Source organism: Mucilaginibacter sp. McL0603, assembly GCF_049992945.1.
In the GTDB taxonomy this organism is placed as follows: domain Bacteria; phylum Bacteroidota; class Bacteroidia; order Sphingobacteriales; family Sphingobacteriaceae; genus Mucilaginibacter.
In genome coordinates, this window is record NZ_CP188251.1 from 4,605,375 (window position 1) to 4,619,946 (window position 14,572).

Sequence of the window (14,572 nt, forward strand, 5' to 3'; positions counted from 1 at the left end):
ATCCATGGAAATGTAACGATAGCCAAGGCCAATTTGCAAAAGTTTTGATGCACGATAAGCAACATCAGGCTGCAATTGCCAGGCAAACTTAGACCCGACTCCAAAACCATATCCTAAATTCTAAATCCAATTGATAACCTGACGAAAGGATATTTGCTGGTATAGTCGGGATAATCCCTATAGTCGCCACGTAAAATTAAATAGCCGCCCTCAGCTCCTATAGAAAATTTGTCAAATATCTTGTACCTTACTTCGCCGGAGGCAGTATGCAAAAAATGAGTTGAGCTATTACCATTTATCGTTACAAACCAACCGCCTTTGTAATTAAATATAAAAGCAAGCTTATTCTTTACCATTATACCTGCCTGGCCTATCAAACTAAAGCCCGGACCATAATCATAATTTCTGCCCTCGCCGTAGTATAAGTAAGGATCGGGTACAGCAGCCAGTATTACAGCACCTGCACCAATCCTGGTGGTAAAATTAACGTCGTTATCGTTCGTGAATTTAGAATACAGGCTAAAGGTGACAGATTGCGCCCCATACTCAAATGATGAATTATGATAAAAATCATAATTGGCCGTAAGTGACATTATATGGTCTTCCTTTTCATTAGACTTAAGCTCCCATGAAGACAAAAGTCCGTTCACACTTACATTATTTATCTTTGCAGTATCATCATCACCCAACTCAACCTTGATATCAAAGTTATTGAATGGCGTTTTTGAAGGTTTAAAAGGGTCTCCATATAATAGTCGTAACCGGGCATACCAACCTGCTTTTCCTTTAGTAAACAGATTACCGGTATGTTCATTGATCTGCCTGGCACCTATATCTAATTCTCCTGCCATAGCCATTGTATCCAGATCTGTTAAGGGTACAGTAGATACCCGGCCCCACTTGCCATCTAAGAGTCTGTTAAATCCACCCATCGGATCAATCAAAAACCCAAACACTTCGCTCACCTGTCTTTTCACACCCCGCTGCTTTTTATTGATGATCCGGTTTGATACACGATGAGTCATTTCGCCCAGGATTATACCGCCTACACTGGTGTTAATAAAATCGTTAGGCGCAGGAGGGTGCGTTTCACCAGCTACTTCCCACATAAAGCTGCCTGCAAAAGAGGCAGGTGCCGATTGCCAAAAGCTGTAACCGTTAGATCTGAATGCATTGAAATACAAGTTTCCCTGGTAAGGATGTGCGATTTGGTTGGTAGTAAAGTTATTATCATCCCACTCCCAATTGCTCAGCTTCAAATTATGTCCTATGCTCGCAAATGTAACGTGCGCAAACTCAGCATCGCGTACAAAGTAATTATATGCCCAGGGTATTATTTGCGCTAACATTAATTCGCCGGAAGCCCGCCAAAACCTCTTTTTTACAATCGTTGAATCTATCGGCGTTATCTTTGCTGTTGTATCCGTTGAAATTTGCACAACCAAAGTTTTTGAAGTATCGCCCGATGCCGCATATACGGGTTTGCTATATCCGGTAATTATGAATAAAAGCAACAAACAATAAAATATACGTTCCGTGGTAATATTTTTTGTAGCTATCATATGAGAAAATCTTATGAGTATCACTAATAATAATAATAATACTCCAAGGTAAGCTGTAACCCCCAATAATTTAATAGAGATTGAGCTTAATGACGTGGCACATTTAAAAATGAAACCAATATTTAACTGTTATGGAAAATCAGATCGTTAAACACCCCGGGGGAGGGCGAGGTCTCTAGCCACTGAATTGAAAAAAACATCCGGAAGGAGTAACTGAAATGAAAACACAAAATAGTTATCAGCGAAGCTGTTTTGAGAATAAGCCCCGGCCTATTTATTTAACACGTAAGGTTTGACAGAAAGCAATTCTGCAGCCAATAACCAAACTATTTCCTGGGTCTTTTCTTTTTTACAGGATCAGATGACCTTTCCACTTTGGTATACTTTACCATTGGACTAACTCTTGTAGCTGATGGGAGTGGTTGACTCTGGTCCGTAGCTTTTTCTTCCCTTATGCTTAAGCTAAGAGTTCGGTCTCCTATTGGATAGCCGCTCAAATTTTTAATTACTTCTTCGGCTGCTTCCCGGTCATGCATTTCCAGAAAAGCATAACCCTTACAAATTCTGGTCTTTTTATCCCTAACTATCTTTATAGTACTGACCTGGCCGAATGGCATAACCAATTTTACCAAATCTATCTCTTCCATGTCCAGCGGGAACCCACCTACAAATAACTTAACCATTCAATCTTTAAATGAGATTATAAAGATAATCTCTCATTAGCATTTGATCACGATTTCATTTCAAAAAATTTGAACATAATTTATAAATATCTGTAAATAAGCAATTTGCATTTAGATTTTTATTCACATCTAAATTAAAAAGGATCGAATCTTAATAATTTTTTTGATATTTATTCGATTACACGTTTCTGATTTTACTTTAAAACAACATATTGATAAATTGATAGTTGATTGTTTGACTAATTGCATTTTTTAAAAATTACGGGCTTATTAAAAATAATGTCTCCAGTCAAATACGATCCTGATACCAATTTGATATACTGATTTTAACTCCGGGAGTGCAGCGTCGACCGGTGCAATAACTGCGGCGTGGTGAGGAATCGTAACACCTCCGGTTAGTTGAACGAGCAGGCTTGAGCTCTGCACTTGCGAAAAAGATCTGCGAAATGGCTGATACTCGAGTATTGGAAAATCGAGTTGAGTAGATTTATAAGATATTAATGTGGCCTGTTTGTTGCCAATAGGAATTAAAAGTGACTGTATTGGCGTATTCAAGCCGAATAATGAAACTCCGATCTCTCTACCAAGGACAAACTGAAAGCGACCAATCTCAGTCGCTATTCCAGCCTGCCACGGAATAAGTCCCCCATTGCCCGCGGTTACGGCCATCTTAGTTAAGGTTTCGGGTGAGATAAGATATAAAATTGGCCCTGCAATCAGCAAATCGCCTGGGATTAGCCAGAAAGGAAGACGTAGTCTAAAATTATAGGCTGATTGTCCGGGAATAGCCGATGTAATTGAACTTTCATGGTTTTGAATACCCGGATTAACAAACTGGGTTGTTGATGAACCATTTATCTTCCAGCCAAATTGAATATAAACCAGACCATCGCCTGCTTCATTCAATACGCCCTCCAGCCCCAAACCGAAACGTATATTGGCCTCAATTCCTGCCATTGCGCCCGCCTGTGTCTGATTTTTACCAAAACCACCGGATATTGCGTCGCTGTTTAATGCTGAAGATACACCTATAAACGTGCCCATTTCTGAACGGAACCTGGGAAGTTCACCCAAGCCTGTTGCCAGTCCCGGTACAGGGGTTCTGGTTAAAATCTCCCTAATATATTTGAAATCTCCTGTATGAACTGGCATCACATTGTTTTTGCATATGTTTAAAGTATCAGGAAGATTAGTAGAAGAAATTTTATTGTTCTTGTAGTCTAATTGCAATTTACCGTTTGCAGCATCAAGAAACTGTTCAAGGCTTAACCTCACACTAGCAGAAGCAATCGCAGCATCTTCCGGGCGCATATATGCATCCCCCTTGAGGATCATTCTTTTCCCATTCCATGAAACAACCTCAATGCCTTTTTCATTGTAATAATCATGCGTTCCTTTACGAAGAGAAGCATTGCCCCATGTGCCTGCAATATGGCCTGCTGCGAAGGAATCCTCAAGAAAATGCAACGCAAATGCTTCATCAGCAAGAGCAGCCAGGATCAAAGCTTCTTTTTCATCAGCTGGCAGGTTCTCATTTGCATATCTTGCAGCCTTTTGGGTTGCACTGATATGAAACCATGAATAAGCGCCTAAGGCGTTAAGCGGGGCACCGTGTGAAAGACAGGCGGTAAGATATTCTTCCAGGTCGGTATCGAATTTTGGGCGGGCCAAAAGGAAATGAACATTATTGGAGCCGGCCCTTGTAGCATATTCCATATCTGCCCTTTGGAGCTTTATATCTGAATTACGGATGGCATTAATTTCCTGATACCTGGTTTTTGCATTTGCGAGATCTATTTTCAATTGCGCAGCAATATCTGCAACTTTTAATATCCAATCAGAATGTAAAATGGTGTTTAACATGAGCTGTGGCGAACAGCTATGATCTCCGCTGATGGCGGTCCAGGAGGCGTAATCAAGTTTTGCGGGTTTGATGCTTTGCCCCGGATCTATTACCGATTCTGTAAGCCGGTCTGAATATTTCTTACTCGCTTCGGTCCAAAGCCTGTCCAGGATAGCACGATATTCAGGGTTGAGATTTTGGATAGCAAGCAAGGCAATTTGCCTGTGTTCAGGGTAAACCCATCCATAGCTATTTGCCGAACCGAATAAAATAATTGTAAATACCAGGCCGATATAAGTTAGCCCTTTCAAAAAAAAAGTAAATGATCTGAGATACATTTTTTATCGATTTGTCAATGCGCACCGGAACAGCCGCATCAAATAACACATAAAATTATTGAACGGGTATTACAATAAGGGGATATGACAAGTAGGGAAGTGTTCCATATTTGAATATGGAACAGGTATGAATTATTCAGATTCGATTTTAGCAGGGCTTCCCTGTTCCAGGAAATTATAGATCAGCAAGTTTAATAATACAAGCGCCATCCCATAGAAAAAGTCTTCAATAGGAATAGTAAGTAAACGGACCCCGATCATTTCCTCTTGATCATACCAAACTACCGGCTCTGCCAGGCCCGTTCCAGTTAAAAGACCATTTACGATAAAAAAAGGCACCAGCAAAATGATGTAGATACAGTAAAAGCGTATCAGCCATTCAGCCTGTAATATAAAATGAGCAATGGCGATCAGGATCGCCAGGAAAATAAAAGTATAAAAAGTATATACCTGTTCATGGTAGAAACCCGCAAGGAGGACAAGGATAGATACAGCAGACAGATTGATCCAGCCAGCTGTATTTAGCGATAAGTTGACTTTGATATGTTTTATTAAACAATAAAAAGTAAATATGCAGGAAAAGGGTATGCAGATAAAAAACAAAACCTCTTCCAATGGCAGGTTTCCGAACATAATACCGGTAATATAGCGTTGGTTAAAGCCCCACACGCCCAAAAATGTGAAGTAGCTATCCCACATGGCAAAAAGCCATCCGGTAATAATTATGGCTGGAATAAGTGACTTCCAGGTACGATCAAATCGAACACCCGGATGAAATGAGAAAATGAACGGCACCAATACCGAGCAAAGGTCGATCAACAAATAAGTGTATTTCATTTGGCCGCTTTTTGACCGGGCTCCATATAATATTTAAATGGCACCCATAACATGCCAAAACATTCGCCATCGTGCTTATCCAGGTGTTTATGATGCATTTTATGTGCCCGGCGTATCCCTTTCAGATACCAGTTATCGGTATTCCTGAATATACTGAAGCGCTGATGAATAAAAATGTCATGTATCAGGAAATAGCAAAAACCGTACAGCGTGATCCCTATACCTATCCATAAAACCACAGAGACACCATAAGCAGAACCGACTGTAAGACAGGCAATACCGGGCAGTGCAAAGATCAGGAAGAAAAAATCATTACGCTCAAAAAAGCCCTGTTGTTCTTTGCGATGATGATCACGGTGAAGTATCCATAGCAAACCGTGCATCAGGTATTTATGAGTGAGCCATGCCACACATTCCATCGACAGAAAGGCGACTATAATCAAGCCAATATCTATAAGTATCTTCATGATCAAATCAATAAATGATAGGTGTTATTGACCCGACTGAAACATATCTTCAGCCACTCGCTGTATTGATCTGGTTTGCTAATTAATTTTTCTTCGAGCTCAGTCATATTCTGATAACAGTAAGCAGCTACTTCACCCGGATCAGGCACAGGAAGTACATCGCTAAGGCCAACGTACACATGGTCGTACTCATGCTCAATAAGGCCCCCATCCATTTCTACTTTATAGATAAAGCTGAACGCCTCATTCAGTTCACACTTTAATCCCATCTCTTCAAATAATCTACGGTGCGCAGCAGCAAGAGTGTCCTCACCCGAACGGGGATGACTACAGCAAGTATTAGACCATTTGCCGCCCGAATGATACTTATCTGCAGCGCGTTGCTGTAATAACAATTCTCCCTTGCTATTAAATATAAAAACTGAAAAAGCACGATGAAGTTTCCCCTGCAAATGTGCTTCCATTTTTGGCATAATACCGATCACCTGATCCTGTTCATCTACTAAAATTACATTTTCACTCATTGCTTCGGCATTTAATTTCGTCTTCAGCTTAATACTTAATGCTGGTTATATAACCCTTAATTGCATTTTTTAGTTTGGCAGCTTTCATAAGACATTAATTTTATTACGGATAAGAGAATCAAACATCAACAGGAATTTTTGTCCGTTAGATATCCTGAAACGCTCTGATAATATTTCCTTTGCGGTAGACTGCCGTATTTTATTGAAGAGTTTCCTGTAATAGGTGTAAGCCAGGTATACCCCTACTCTTGATGAAGCGGGTAATTGCCTGATACCTTTTAATGCTTCGGCGAATTCGTTTTCTATATCAGCCTCAATCTTTTGCTTTTCTATATCAGTAAAGCGCAATATGTCCACTCCCGGAAAATAGGTCCGGTTAAGCTGGGAGTAATCGGCCTGGGTATCACGCAGGAAATTCACTTTTTGAAATGCCGAACCCAATTTCATAGCCGGGACCTCAAGATGCTTATAAATCTCTTCATTGCCACCGGCAAATACCCGAAGGCACATCAGGCCTACCACCTGGGCCGAACCTAATACATACTCTTCATACTTTTTGGCTGTATAACGGCTTTCTTCCAGATCCATTTCCATACTGCGCAGGAACAGATGAATCAACTGATGATCAATTTCATATTGCCTAACCACGCGCTGAAAAGAATTAAGTACCGGGTTAAGGCTGATCCCCTGCTCTATCGCTTCAAAGCAATCCACCTTAAACTTTTCCAGCAGGTATGGTTTGTTGTAGTCATGAAAACTATCGACGATCTCATCCGCAAGGCGTACAAAGCCGTAGATGGAGTAGATGGGATCATGCAGCCTCCTGTCTAAAAAATAAATACCCAAAGAGAAGCTGGTGCTGTACCTCCTGGTCGTGATCTTGCTGCACTCGGCTGATAGCCGATCAAATCTTTCTTTCATATCGTGCCCTCCAGATGATTCAATAGTTGTCCCGCGGCTATCTGACCGGAAATAATAGCGGGCGGTACTCCCGGACCCGGAACTGTAAGCTGCCCTGCATAAAATAAATTCCCGATCGACTTATTTTTAACGGAAGGCTTTAAATGTGCGGTTTGCATCAGGGTATTAGCCAGCCCGTAAGCGTTGCCTTTGTAAGCATGATAGTCCTGTATAAAATCCTTAATACAATAACTCTTTTTATAATCCATAGAATTACGAATATCTTCAGTAGTATAAGCCTCCAGGCGGTCCATAATTAATTCAAAATAACGCTCACGCATATCCTCGCTATCCTCCAAACCGACCGCCAAAGGCATCAGTATAAACAGGTTTTCATGTCCTGCGGGGGCAACTAAAGGGTCAGTTTTAGAAGCACAGCATACATAAAATAATGGCTTCTGCGGCCAGTTAGGTTGCTTATATATTTCATATGCATGCTGCTGTAAATCCTCATCAAAAAACAAGTTATGATGCCTTAGCTTATTTATCTTCTTTTTTACTCCAACGTAAAAAATCAGGGCTGATGGTGCCATCACACGTTTGTCCCAATATTCTTCGGAATAGTTACGATATTCCGCACTCAATAGGTTTTTCTCCACGTAGTGATAATCGGCAGCAGCGACCACACCTGTATAAGATTTTATATGTTTTTGAGTTATCAGTCTCTTGATACAGGAGTCTTCGATCATTAACTTATCAACTTCATCATCCGTATGAAATACTACCCCTTGCTCTTCAGCCACCTGCTTCATCGCATCGATCACTTTTCCGAAGCCTCCTTGCGGGTACCAGGTTCCTAAACACAAACCTGCATAGTTCATCAAACTGTAAAGCGCAGGTGTCTGATCAGGCATAGCACCCAAAAAAAGCACAGGAAATTCCATCAGGGCGATCAGGCGCGGATCCTTAAAGTATTTTCTTACGTGTTTGCTAAACGATGTAAATACCTGGAGTTTGAAAAGTCCTTTGAATAGTGAAAAATCTGCAAATTCCCACAAAGACAATCCTGGTTTATAGACAAGCTTGCCCATTCCTGTTTTGTATTTGTAGGATGCCTCTGTCATGAACTTCTTTAGCTTGTCGGCGCTGCCCTTTTCAATGGACTCAAATAACTCTACTAACTGATCAAAACTTGCCGGAACATTCAGTACATCATTTTTACCATAAATTATCGAAAAACCAGGATCAAGCAGCTGCAATTGATAAAAATCCGATGGCTTATGACCAAAATCTGCAAAGAACTTCTCAAAAATTTCCGGCATCCAATACCAGCTGGGCCCCATATCAAAAGTATAGCCATTATTGGTATGATATTGCCTGGCGCGGCCACCTATCGTTGTATTTTTTTCAAAGACATCCACACTACAACCTCCTTTTGCCAGGTAAGCGGCCGCGCTGATCCCGGCGAAACCGGAACCGATCACCGCAACTTCAGGGCGTTTATTTTGCAGGTTAACTGGCATAAGCGATAGCATGAGTGCTTTGTTCAAAGTCAAACAAATTGCGGAGCCAATATACTGATTTACCTAAATCAAGGCCGGAAATCATCCTCGTATTACCAGAAAGATATATCGGACTATCATTAAACACATTTTTTAAGGCTTCAATATAATCAGCTCCTTCTTTCAGAAAACTGAATCTGTGCTGTATTTGCCAGGACGATATAAGCTTTGAAATCTCATAGATTATAAAATTTAATTTCAAGTTTTGGCAGACTGCCATTTACAGGCGACCTCTTGCCAGCCTATCATGAATAAAAGCGGTATTTTCACTATATCTAAAAGGATGTATATCCAGTGAATGTCTTTACCCTGCCGCTGATGCCCTGATATATATTGGGTTGCCCGGATATCTAATTGCGGTAACAGCCAGACAGTCTCTGCCAGGAGAATTATGCCAGCTATTATAATAAAATACAGTACCGGCGTACGCGGACGATCAACGAAACAAGTTATTACGATCAGCAACAAAAAGGCCCATTCGCATTTATTCAATACACTAAAAACGATCCGGCCTATTTGTACACCTTGTGCTACGGTGATGCCCGGTGCGGTGAATTTTAGTGGTGCTTCCATAAAGCTGATCGCCATAAAAAAGCCAAGCCAGAAAATAGCTGCTATTCCCCGGATCGCTTGTGATCGCTGGTTATTCATTCATTGTGATATTTAAACAATTACTTTATCGGGACCGCCACTCATTTTCCCTAATTTATAAACGAACATTGCTGCCATTAGTCCCGCCCTGTTTTTTGTATCCTCAGCCACCGGGCCTTCAAAATGGTTATCTATGGTTGCGGCAAATAGTTCAAGCCAGCGATCGAAATGTGGTTGCGCGATAGGCAGTGGTGCGTGTTTAGCAAATGGATTTCCTTTAAAACCGGCTACACCAAACAAAGCAGCATTCCAAAAGGCATACATTTTATCCAGATGAGGCTGCCAGTCGCCGGTGATCACTGAAGAAAACACAGGGCCTATCAATTCATCTTTGCGAACCTTGCTGTAAAATTCATCTACAAATAGTTTTATGTCTGTTATATCTTCAACGTCTTTCATATATAGAGTATTTTAATAGCTTTTTATCTTTTACGGAGGTAAAAAATTACTTCCTAAGCGAGGTAATGCTTATTCATTTGGTTTCATAAGTCAATTACCGGGAATAAATTAGTGACGATGCATCATTGGACCGGCGCTTATTTATCAAAAGACCAGTTATTAAGGGTGATCATCAGGTCCTGAATAATTTATTATCAGAAATAATTATTTTAAAGCAGCTAATGCGATATCGGCAACGTCATTTAACGCATTTTTATCAGCGCCGGAACGCGCAATAACTCTTAAAGCGTTGATGTTACCAAAAAGAAACCGGGCATAAGCACGGGCAGTATTCCTGGTTGAGAACTGTCCCATCTGTTGCCCTTTTTCTATTGTTGTTGTCAAAGCGTCCTCAACACTTTTATTATTATTGTGTACCAGCGCACCTATTTCCGCATCCTGCCCGGCCAGTTCAACAGCTGTATTCACCATAAAACATCCTTTTGCGGTAGTATCTTCGTTACTTTCTTTTATAAGAGCTGCAAAAACCTTTTTGATGGCCTTTTCAGGGTCATCAGCTTTAGCCAGCATAGTGATCACGGCAGCGGTTTGCTGCTCCTGGTATTTTTTGAGTGATTTTTGAAAAAGTGTTTTCTTATCCTTGTAGGTATTATACAGGCTGGACCGGTTGATCTTTAGTTCATCAACCAGGTCCTGCGCTGATGTAGCATTATATCCCTTTCTCCAGAAAAGGTTAACTGCCTTTTCTAATAACTCTTCTTCATCAAATTCTTTATTCCTTGCCATAATTCAATCCTCACAAATTTACATATCTGCACCGGCATTCGGGTTTTATTTAGCCAGGAAGAAATCAAGCAATGCCTGCTGCACCTGCGCAGTTTGTTCCTGTACTAACCAGTGACCAGCATCCTTAATTACAACTCCTGTTACATTAACAGCAGCCACCCTGATATGATCTGCAAAAAAACCACCGGTACTGTGGTCACCGCCCATTGCTAAAACCGGCATTTCCAGCTTGTGTTTAATTAGCTCGTGGTTGTCAATCACATCCTGATTAAAAGCGGCAAACCAATGGAAGCTTCCTGTAGTTGCACCAGGTTTTGAGTAGGCGCGGATAAACTCTGCAGTTTCTTCTTTAGTGAACGGATCTTTAACATAGCCTACAACCGGCCAGAAGTTAGTCAGGAACAAGCCTTCTCTCCCTTCAACCAATTTGCCTGAAGCGGGCCATGAATAAAAACCCCACCACCATGCTTTAGCCGAATACTCACTATAGATAGGTTCAACACCGGGTATAATGGCATCCAGTAAAGCCAGTTTTTTTACTTCTGTGGGATATTGTGCAGCATATGCATAAGCTACCATCATACCAATATCATGACCGGCAATATCGACTTTGTTATAACCTAACTGTTTTACTAATTCATGTATATCGCTGGCCATTGTTTTCTTGTCATAGCCGCTATCTGGTTTATCGGATTCACCTAAACCTCTCAGTTCCGGTGCGATAACAGTAAAGTGTTTTGAAAGTTCCGGTAACAATCGGTTCCACATGTACCAGTTTTGACCGAAACCATGAACCAAAACCAGGGGTTCGCCACTCCCTCCTATTACGTAATGAATGTTGATCCCATTTACATGGGCCGTTGCACTTTTAAAATTTGCCGGTGGCGATGCCGGTTTAGCATCAGATTGTGCATACGCATTGATGCTTAAAATCATTCCCACCAGGAATGATAAGCCGAGGATTGTTGATCTTTTCATTTTTTTTTAATTGTTTTAGAGTGAATGGATGTCCTTATTTGAAACGAATGTTTCAAATAAGGACAAAAAAATTAATATATTACTGCGTTTACTGTTAAGCCACCGTCGGCGGTAATTTCTGATCCGGTGATGAATGAAGATTCATCTGAAGCAAGGAATTTCACTACATGGGCAATCTCTTCGGCTTTGCCAAAACGGTTAAGCAATATCTTTTCACCTAATACTTTGCCGAAACCGTTTACCTGTTCTTCGCTCAGTCCCAATTTTCCATAAAGAGGCGTTTCAATAGGGCCAGGAGAAACAGCGTTTACACGTATTTTACGGGAAGCTAACTCGCGGGCCAATACTTTATTGATCGATAATACAGCGGCTTTGCTGGCTGCATAAACACTGCTATCGGGCATAGCCAGAACAGCATTTACTGAGGTATTGAAGATAATTGAACCGCCATCATTAATTATTGGCAGAAATTTTTGAACAGTGAAGTAAACACCTTTTACATTCGAGTTCATGATCTGATCATAGTGTTCTTCCGTAGCAGATTCAACAGGGGCGAAACTTGCCAAACCGGCATTTAAGAACAGGATATCCACCCTGCCAAATTTTCCTTTTACTTCAGCAACTAACTGATCGATCTGTTCTAATTTACTTTGATCAGAAACAATGCCTGTTACGCCAAGCTCGTTTGCCGCTTTTTCGATAGCTGTTTTGTTGCGACCTGTTATGATCACTTTTACACCTTCTTCGGCTAGTTCCTTTGCAGTTGCGTAACCTATACCGCTATTACCACCTGTAACTACGGCTACTTTGTTTGTTAAATTTTTCATTTTCTTTTAATTGTCTTTGATGATTGACAGTACAAAGGTATTATTTTGAAATGATCGTTTCAAAATAAATTTATAGTCTTATTGTCATATTGTTAATAGTTGTTTTTCATAGGTAAATAAATAGATTGTTATTACTCATTCGGGATGCTTACCGAATGCAATTGCTAAACGATTCCAGGAGTTCATAGCAACGATTGCCAGTATGATCTGTGCGGTAACTTTTTCGCCAAATAACTCAACTGCCTTGTCAAATACGGCATCGCTAACACCATGCTGTGAAATAAGCGTTATTTCTTCGGTAAGTTCTAATATTGCCTGATCTTTTTCACTGAACCAGTTTCGGGCTTCGCGCCAGGCACTCATTACAAATATTCTCTGCTGATGTTCACCATATTTAAGGGCGTTTTTGGTGTGGGCATTAAGGCAATAGGCACAGCCATTGATCTGCGATGTACGTATCCTGATCATTTCGTGCTGGATAGGATCCAGTTCGCTATCTGCCAATATTTTATCGAACTCTAATAAAGGCGTATAAGCGCCTGGCATTGCAGAAAGTAAATTAAACCTGGTTTTCATAGTATTGATACATTAAAGAAAGACTGACAGCTGAACTCAACAATACAAAGTTGCTTTAAATAACTTATTGTTTCAATGTATCAATTAAGGATTAAGTAGTATGGATCATATATCTGGTTGTTCTATTAACTCAAACAAGACATTAAAACTGAAGCATTTGAACAATGTCTAAGCTTATTCAGCGCTTTTTCCTTTAGTCTGCCTACATGTTCTTTTGTAATGTTGAACCTTTTGCCAATTTCCTCAAGGGATAGCGGAGAGAAGGTACCTAAACCAAAAAACAATACCAACAATTCTCTGTCGCGCTTACTCAATACTTTTAGTGAATGCTGTATTTCCGTCGTAACAGATTCATGCACAACATACCGATCTGTACATAATTCATTATTTTGCAGAATATCTAATAAGGTATGTTCGTCATCTTCTCTAAAAGGCTCATCTATGGATTGAAGATTGTAATTGGATTTGGTTAACATCTCCGCAACTTTTTCGGGAGATATTTCCAGGTATTCGGCCAACTCTTCAACGGATGGTTTACGGCCATGATCCTGCTCTAATTTTGCAAGTGCTTTATAAACCTTGCTCAATAATGTAAGCTGGTTATAAGGTAAACGTACCATCCGTGCGTGCTCGGCAATGGCTGTAATGATAGATTGACGTATCCACCATACCGCATATGAAATAAATTTGAATCCTTTTGTTTCGTCGTAGCGTTTGGCAGCGATCATCAGGCCCATATTGCCCTCATTGATCAGATCGCCCAAAGTAAGACCCTGGTTTTGATACTGCTTTGCTACCGATACAACAAACCGCAGATTAGTTTTGGTTAAACGTTCCAATGCTGCGTGATCACCCTCGCGGATCTTTTGGGCAAGCATTACTTCTTCCTGTGTTGTTATCAAATCTATCTTATCTATCTCGTTGAAATACTTATCCAACGACTTGTACTCCCGTTGGGTAATACTTTTTGATATAACTAATTGTCTCATAGTGAATGGATTTAATATAGGCTAAATGCTTTTATCTATATTTTGTATGCTTAATGTTTCCTGTACCATATACAGATGGGCTATGAATTGGGTGGTAATGTTTACCTAACAAATAAACCAGGCAAAATGTAATGGCAATAAGTACATTTCTTACTGCCATTTGTGAATTAAAAATGTGTTTTATAGTTTTCTTCTTTAAATAAACATGTCCTGTGCTGGTCATAAAGCAATTCATTTAATTTGTGGGTATCGCAGTTTACATCAAGACGTTATTTTTGCAAAAGCTTCTAAATAGCCTGCAGCTACCTGTATGGGTTTCGGATTTTCAGCATCGGGGATAGCCGGTTTCTTTTCTTCTTCTTCTTCATTCTTACTGCCGAATGCAATTGACATGTATATAATGCCAGCTGAGCAGATAATCATAACGAGGTGGGTAAAAACAAAAATCATTTCCATCTTTTTTTCGTTTAGCAGATCCCTATAATATTAACCTTCCCGCTCTTTCTTATGCCAAAGCAGTGCCATTATATCAACATATTGATTATTAATTATTTACAAAAAACACGAACTATATTTAATCGCTTTATTTCGTTAGTTCGCTAAAATTTAAACGAAATATGGTAGCACCGGAAGCTTTGTTTTTGCTTAAC

At 40.2% G+C, this 14,572-nt stretch carries 16 protein-coding genes; all 16 read right to left on the bottom strand.

The genetic code is table 11. The annotated features are described in order from the left end of the window. Positions 1–113: 113 nt before the first annotated feature. The gene (locus ACPPVU_RS21050; protein ID WP_426668708.1) at positions 114–1,562 is read right to left on the bottom strand and encodes a DUF3943 domain-containing protein; all 1,449 of its coding nucleotides are present in this window, start codon (positions 1,560–1,562) and stop codon (positions 114–116) included. 326 nt (positions 1,563–1,888) lie between these two features. Beyond that, positions 1,889–2,245 (bottom strand): RNA recognition motif domain-containing protein, encoded by a 357-nt coding sequence (locus tag ACPPVU_RS21055; protein ID WP_426668709.1) that lies wholly within the window; start codon positions 2,243–2,245, stop codon positions 1,889–1,891. Positions 2,246–2,515: 270 nt separating this feature from the next. Continuing rightward, the gene (locus ACPPVU_RS21060; protein ID WP_426668710.1) at positions 2,516–4,426 is read right to left on the bottom strand and encodes a hypothetical protein; all 1,911 of its coding nucleotides are present in this window, start codon (positions 4,424–4,426) and stop codon (positions 2,516–2,518) included. 132 nt (positions 4,427–4,558) lie between these two features. Beyond that, the gene (locus ACPPVU_RS21065) at positions 4,559–5,263 is read right to left on the bottom strand and encodes a lycopene cyclase domain-containing protein (RefSeq protein ID WP_426668711.1); all 705 of its coding nucleotides are present in this window, start codon (positions 5,261–5,263) and stop codon (positions 4,559–4,561) included. After that, positions 5,260–5,730, bottom strand: coding sequence for a sterol desaturase family protein (locus tag ACPPVU_RS21070; RefSeq protein ID WP_426668712.1), 471 nt, complete (start codon positions 5,728–5,730; stop codon positions 5,260–5,262). Before ACPPVU_RS21070 ends, ACPPVU_RS21065 begins: the two co-directional genes overlap by 4 nt. A gap of 2 nt (positions 5,731–5,732) precedes the next feature. Next, positions 5,733–6,254 carry an isopentenyl-diphosphate Delta-isomerase gene (idi, locus tag ACPPVU_RS21075; RefSeq protein WP_426668713.1) on the bottom strand — a complete coding sequence of 174 codons (522 nt, stop codon included), beginning with the start codon at positions 6,252–6,254 and terminating at the stop codon, positions 5,733–5,735. An 84-nt stretch (positions 6,255–6,338) separates the two neighbouring features. Next, positions 6,339–7,175 carry a phytoene/squalene synthase family protein gene (locus ACPPVU_RS21080; protein ID WP_426668714.1) on the bottom strand — a complete coding sequence of 279 codons (837 nt, stop codon included), beginning with the start codon at positions 7,173–7,175 and terminating at the stop codon, positions 6,339–6,341. Continuing rightward, positions 7,172–8,704: a phytoene desaturase family protein gene (locus tag ACPPVU_RS21085; RefSeq protein ID WP_426668715.1), complete on the bottom strand. Its 1,533-nt coding sequence runs from the start codon at positions 8,702–8,704 to the stop codon at positions 7,172–7,174. The genes ACPPVU_RS21080 and ACPPVU_RS21085 overlap by 4 nt, the downstream gene beginning before the upstream one ends. A gap of 210 nt (positions 8,705–8,914) precedes the next feature. Next, positions 8,915–9,367, bottom strand: coding sequence for a hypothetical protein (locus ACPPVU_RS21090; protein WP_426668716.1), 453 nt, complete (start codon positions 9,365–9,367; stop codon positions 8,915–8,917). Between the two features lie 12 nt (positions 9,368–9,379). Beyond that, positions 9,380–9,766 (bottom strand): group III truncated hemoglobin, encoded by a 387-nt coding sequence (locus ACPPVU_RS21095; RefSeq protein ID WP_426668717.1) that lies wholly within the window; start codon positions 9,764–9,766, stop codon positions 9,380–9,382. Between the two features lie 204 nt (positions 9,767–9,970). Beyond that, a complete protein-coding gene (locus tag ACPPVU_RS21100; RefSeq protein ID WP_426668718.1) occupies positions 9,971–10,552 on the bottom strand; it encodes a TetR/AcrR family transcriptional regulator in 582 nt (193 codons plus the stop codon). A gap of 45 nt (positions 10,553–10,597) precedes the next feature. Continuing rightward, positions 10,598–11,530, bottom strand: a complete 933-nt coding sequence (locus ACPPVU_RS21105) for an alpha/beta fold hydrolase (protein WP_426668719.1) — start codon at positions 11,528–11,530, stop codon at positions 10,598–10,600. 71 nt (positions 11,531–11,601) lie between these two features. Further along, positions 11,602–12,357, bottom strand: a complete 756-nt coding sequence (locus ACPPVU_RS21110) for an SDR family oxidoreductase (protein ID WP_426668720.1) — start codon at positions 12,355–12,357, stop codon at positions 11,602–11,604. Between the two features lie 135 nt (positions 12,358–12,492). Continuing rightward, the gene (locus ACPPVU_RS21115; protein WP_426668721.1) at positions 12,493–12,933 is read right to left on the bottom strand and encodes a carboxymuconolactone decarboxylase family protein; all 441 of its coding nucleotides are present in this window, start codon (positions 12,931–12,933) and stop codon (positions 12,493–12,495) included. 125 nt (positions 12,934–13,058) lie between these two features. Next, complete coding sequence (locus tag ACPPVU_RS21120) at positions 13,059–13,922, bottom strand: sigma-70 family RNA polymerase sigma factor (protein ID WP_426668722.1); 864 nt, start codon at positions 13,920–13,922, stop codon at positions 13,059–13,061. A gap of 261 nt (positions 13,923–14,183) precedes the next feature. Next, positions 14,184–14,378: a hypothetical protein gene (locus ACPPVU_RS21125; RefSeq protein ID WP_426668723.1), complete on the bottom strand. Its 195-nt coding sequence runs from the start codon at positions 14,376–14,378 to the stop codon at positions 14,184–14,186. Positions 14,379–14,572 lie beyond the last annotated feature (194 nt).

Excerpts from the sequence above, each read along its gene's own strand:
- ACPPVU_RS21050 (WP_426668708.1), bottom strand. The coding sequence starts at position 1,562 with ATGATAGCTACAAAAAATATTACCACGGAACGTATATTTTATTGTTTG.
- ACPPVU_RS21055 (WP_426668709.1), bottom strand. The coding sequence starts at position 2,245 with ATGGTTAAGTTATTTGTAGGTGGGTTCCCGCTGGACATGGAAGAGATA.
- ACPPVU_RS21060 (WP_426668710.1), bottom strand. The coding sequence starts at position 4,426 with ATGTATCTCAGATCATTTACTTTTTTTTTGAAAGGGCTAACTTATATC.
- ACPPVU_RS21065 (WP_426668711.1), bottom strand. The coding sequence starts at position 5,263 with ATGAAATACACTTATTTGTTGATCGACCTTTGCTCGGTATTGGTGCCG.
- ACPPVU_RS21070 (WP_426668712.1), bottom strand. The coding sequence starts at position 5,730 with ATGAAGATACTTATAGATATTGGCTTGATTATAGTCGCCTTTCTGTCG.
- idi (WP_426668713.1), bottom strand. The coding sequence starts at position 6,254 with ATGAGTGAAAATGTAATTTTAGTAGATGAACAGGATCAGGTGATCGGT.
- ACPPVU_RS21080 (WP_426668714.1), bottom strand. The coding sequence starts at position 7,175 with ATGAAAGAAAGATTTGATCGGCTATCAGCCGAGTGCAGCAAGATCACG.
- ACPPVU_RS21090 (WP_426668716.1), bottom strand. The coding sequence starts at position 9,367 with ATGAATAACCAGCGATCACAAGCGATCCGGGGAATAGCAGCTATTTTC.
- ACPPVU_RS21095 (WP_426668717.1), bottom strand. The coding sequence starts at position 9,766 with ATGAAAGACGTTGAAGATATAACAGACATAAAACTATTTGTAGATGAA.
- ACPPVU_RS21100 (WP_426668718.1), bottom strand. The coding sequence starts at position 10,552 with ATGGCAAGGAATAAAGAATTTGATGAAGAAGAGTTATTAGAAAAGGCA.
- ACPPVU_RS21105 (WP_426668719.1), bottom strand. The coding sequence starts at position 11,530 with ATGAAAAGATCAACAATCCTCGGCTTATCATTCCTGGTGGGAATGATT.
- ACPPVU_RS21110 (WP_426668720.1), bottom strand. The coding sequence starts at position 12,357 with ATGAAAAATTTAACAAACAAAGTAGCCGTAGTTACAGGTGGTAATAGC.
- ACPPVU_RS21115 (WP_426668721.1), bottom strand. The coding sequence starts at position 12,933 with ATGAAAACCAGGTTTAATTTACTTTCTGCAATGCCAGGCGCTTATACG.
- ACPPVU_RS21120 (WP_426668722.1), bottom strand. The coding sequence starts at position 13,922 with ATGAGACAATTAGTTATATCAAAAAGTATTACCCAACGGGAGTACAAG.
- ACPPVU_RS21125 (WP_426668723.1), bottom strand. The coding sequence starts at position 14,378 with ATGGAAATGATTTTTGTTTTTACCCACCTCGTTATGATTATCTGCTCA.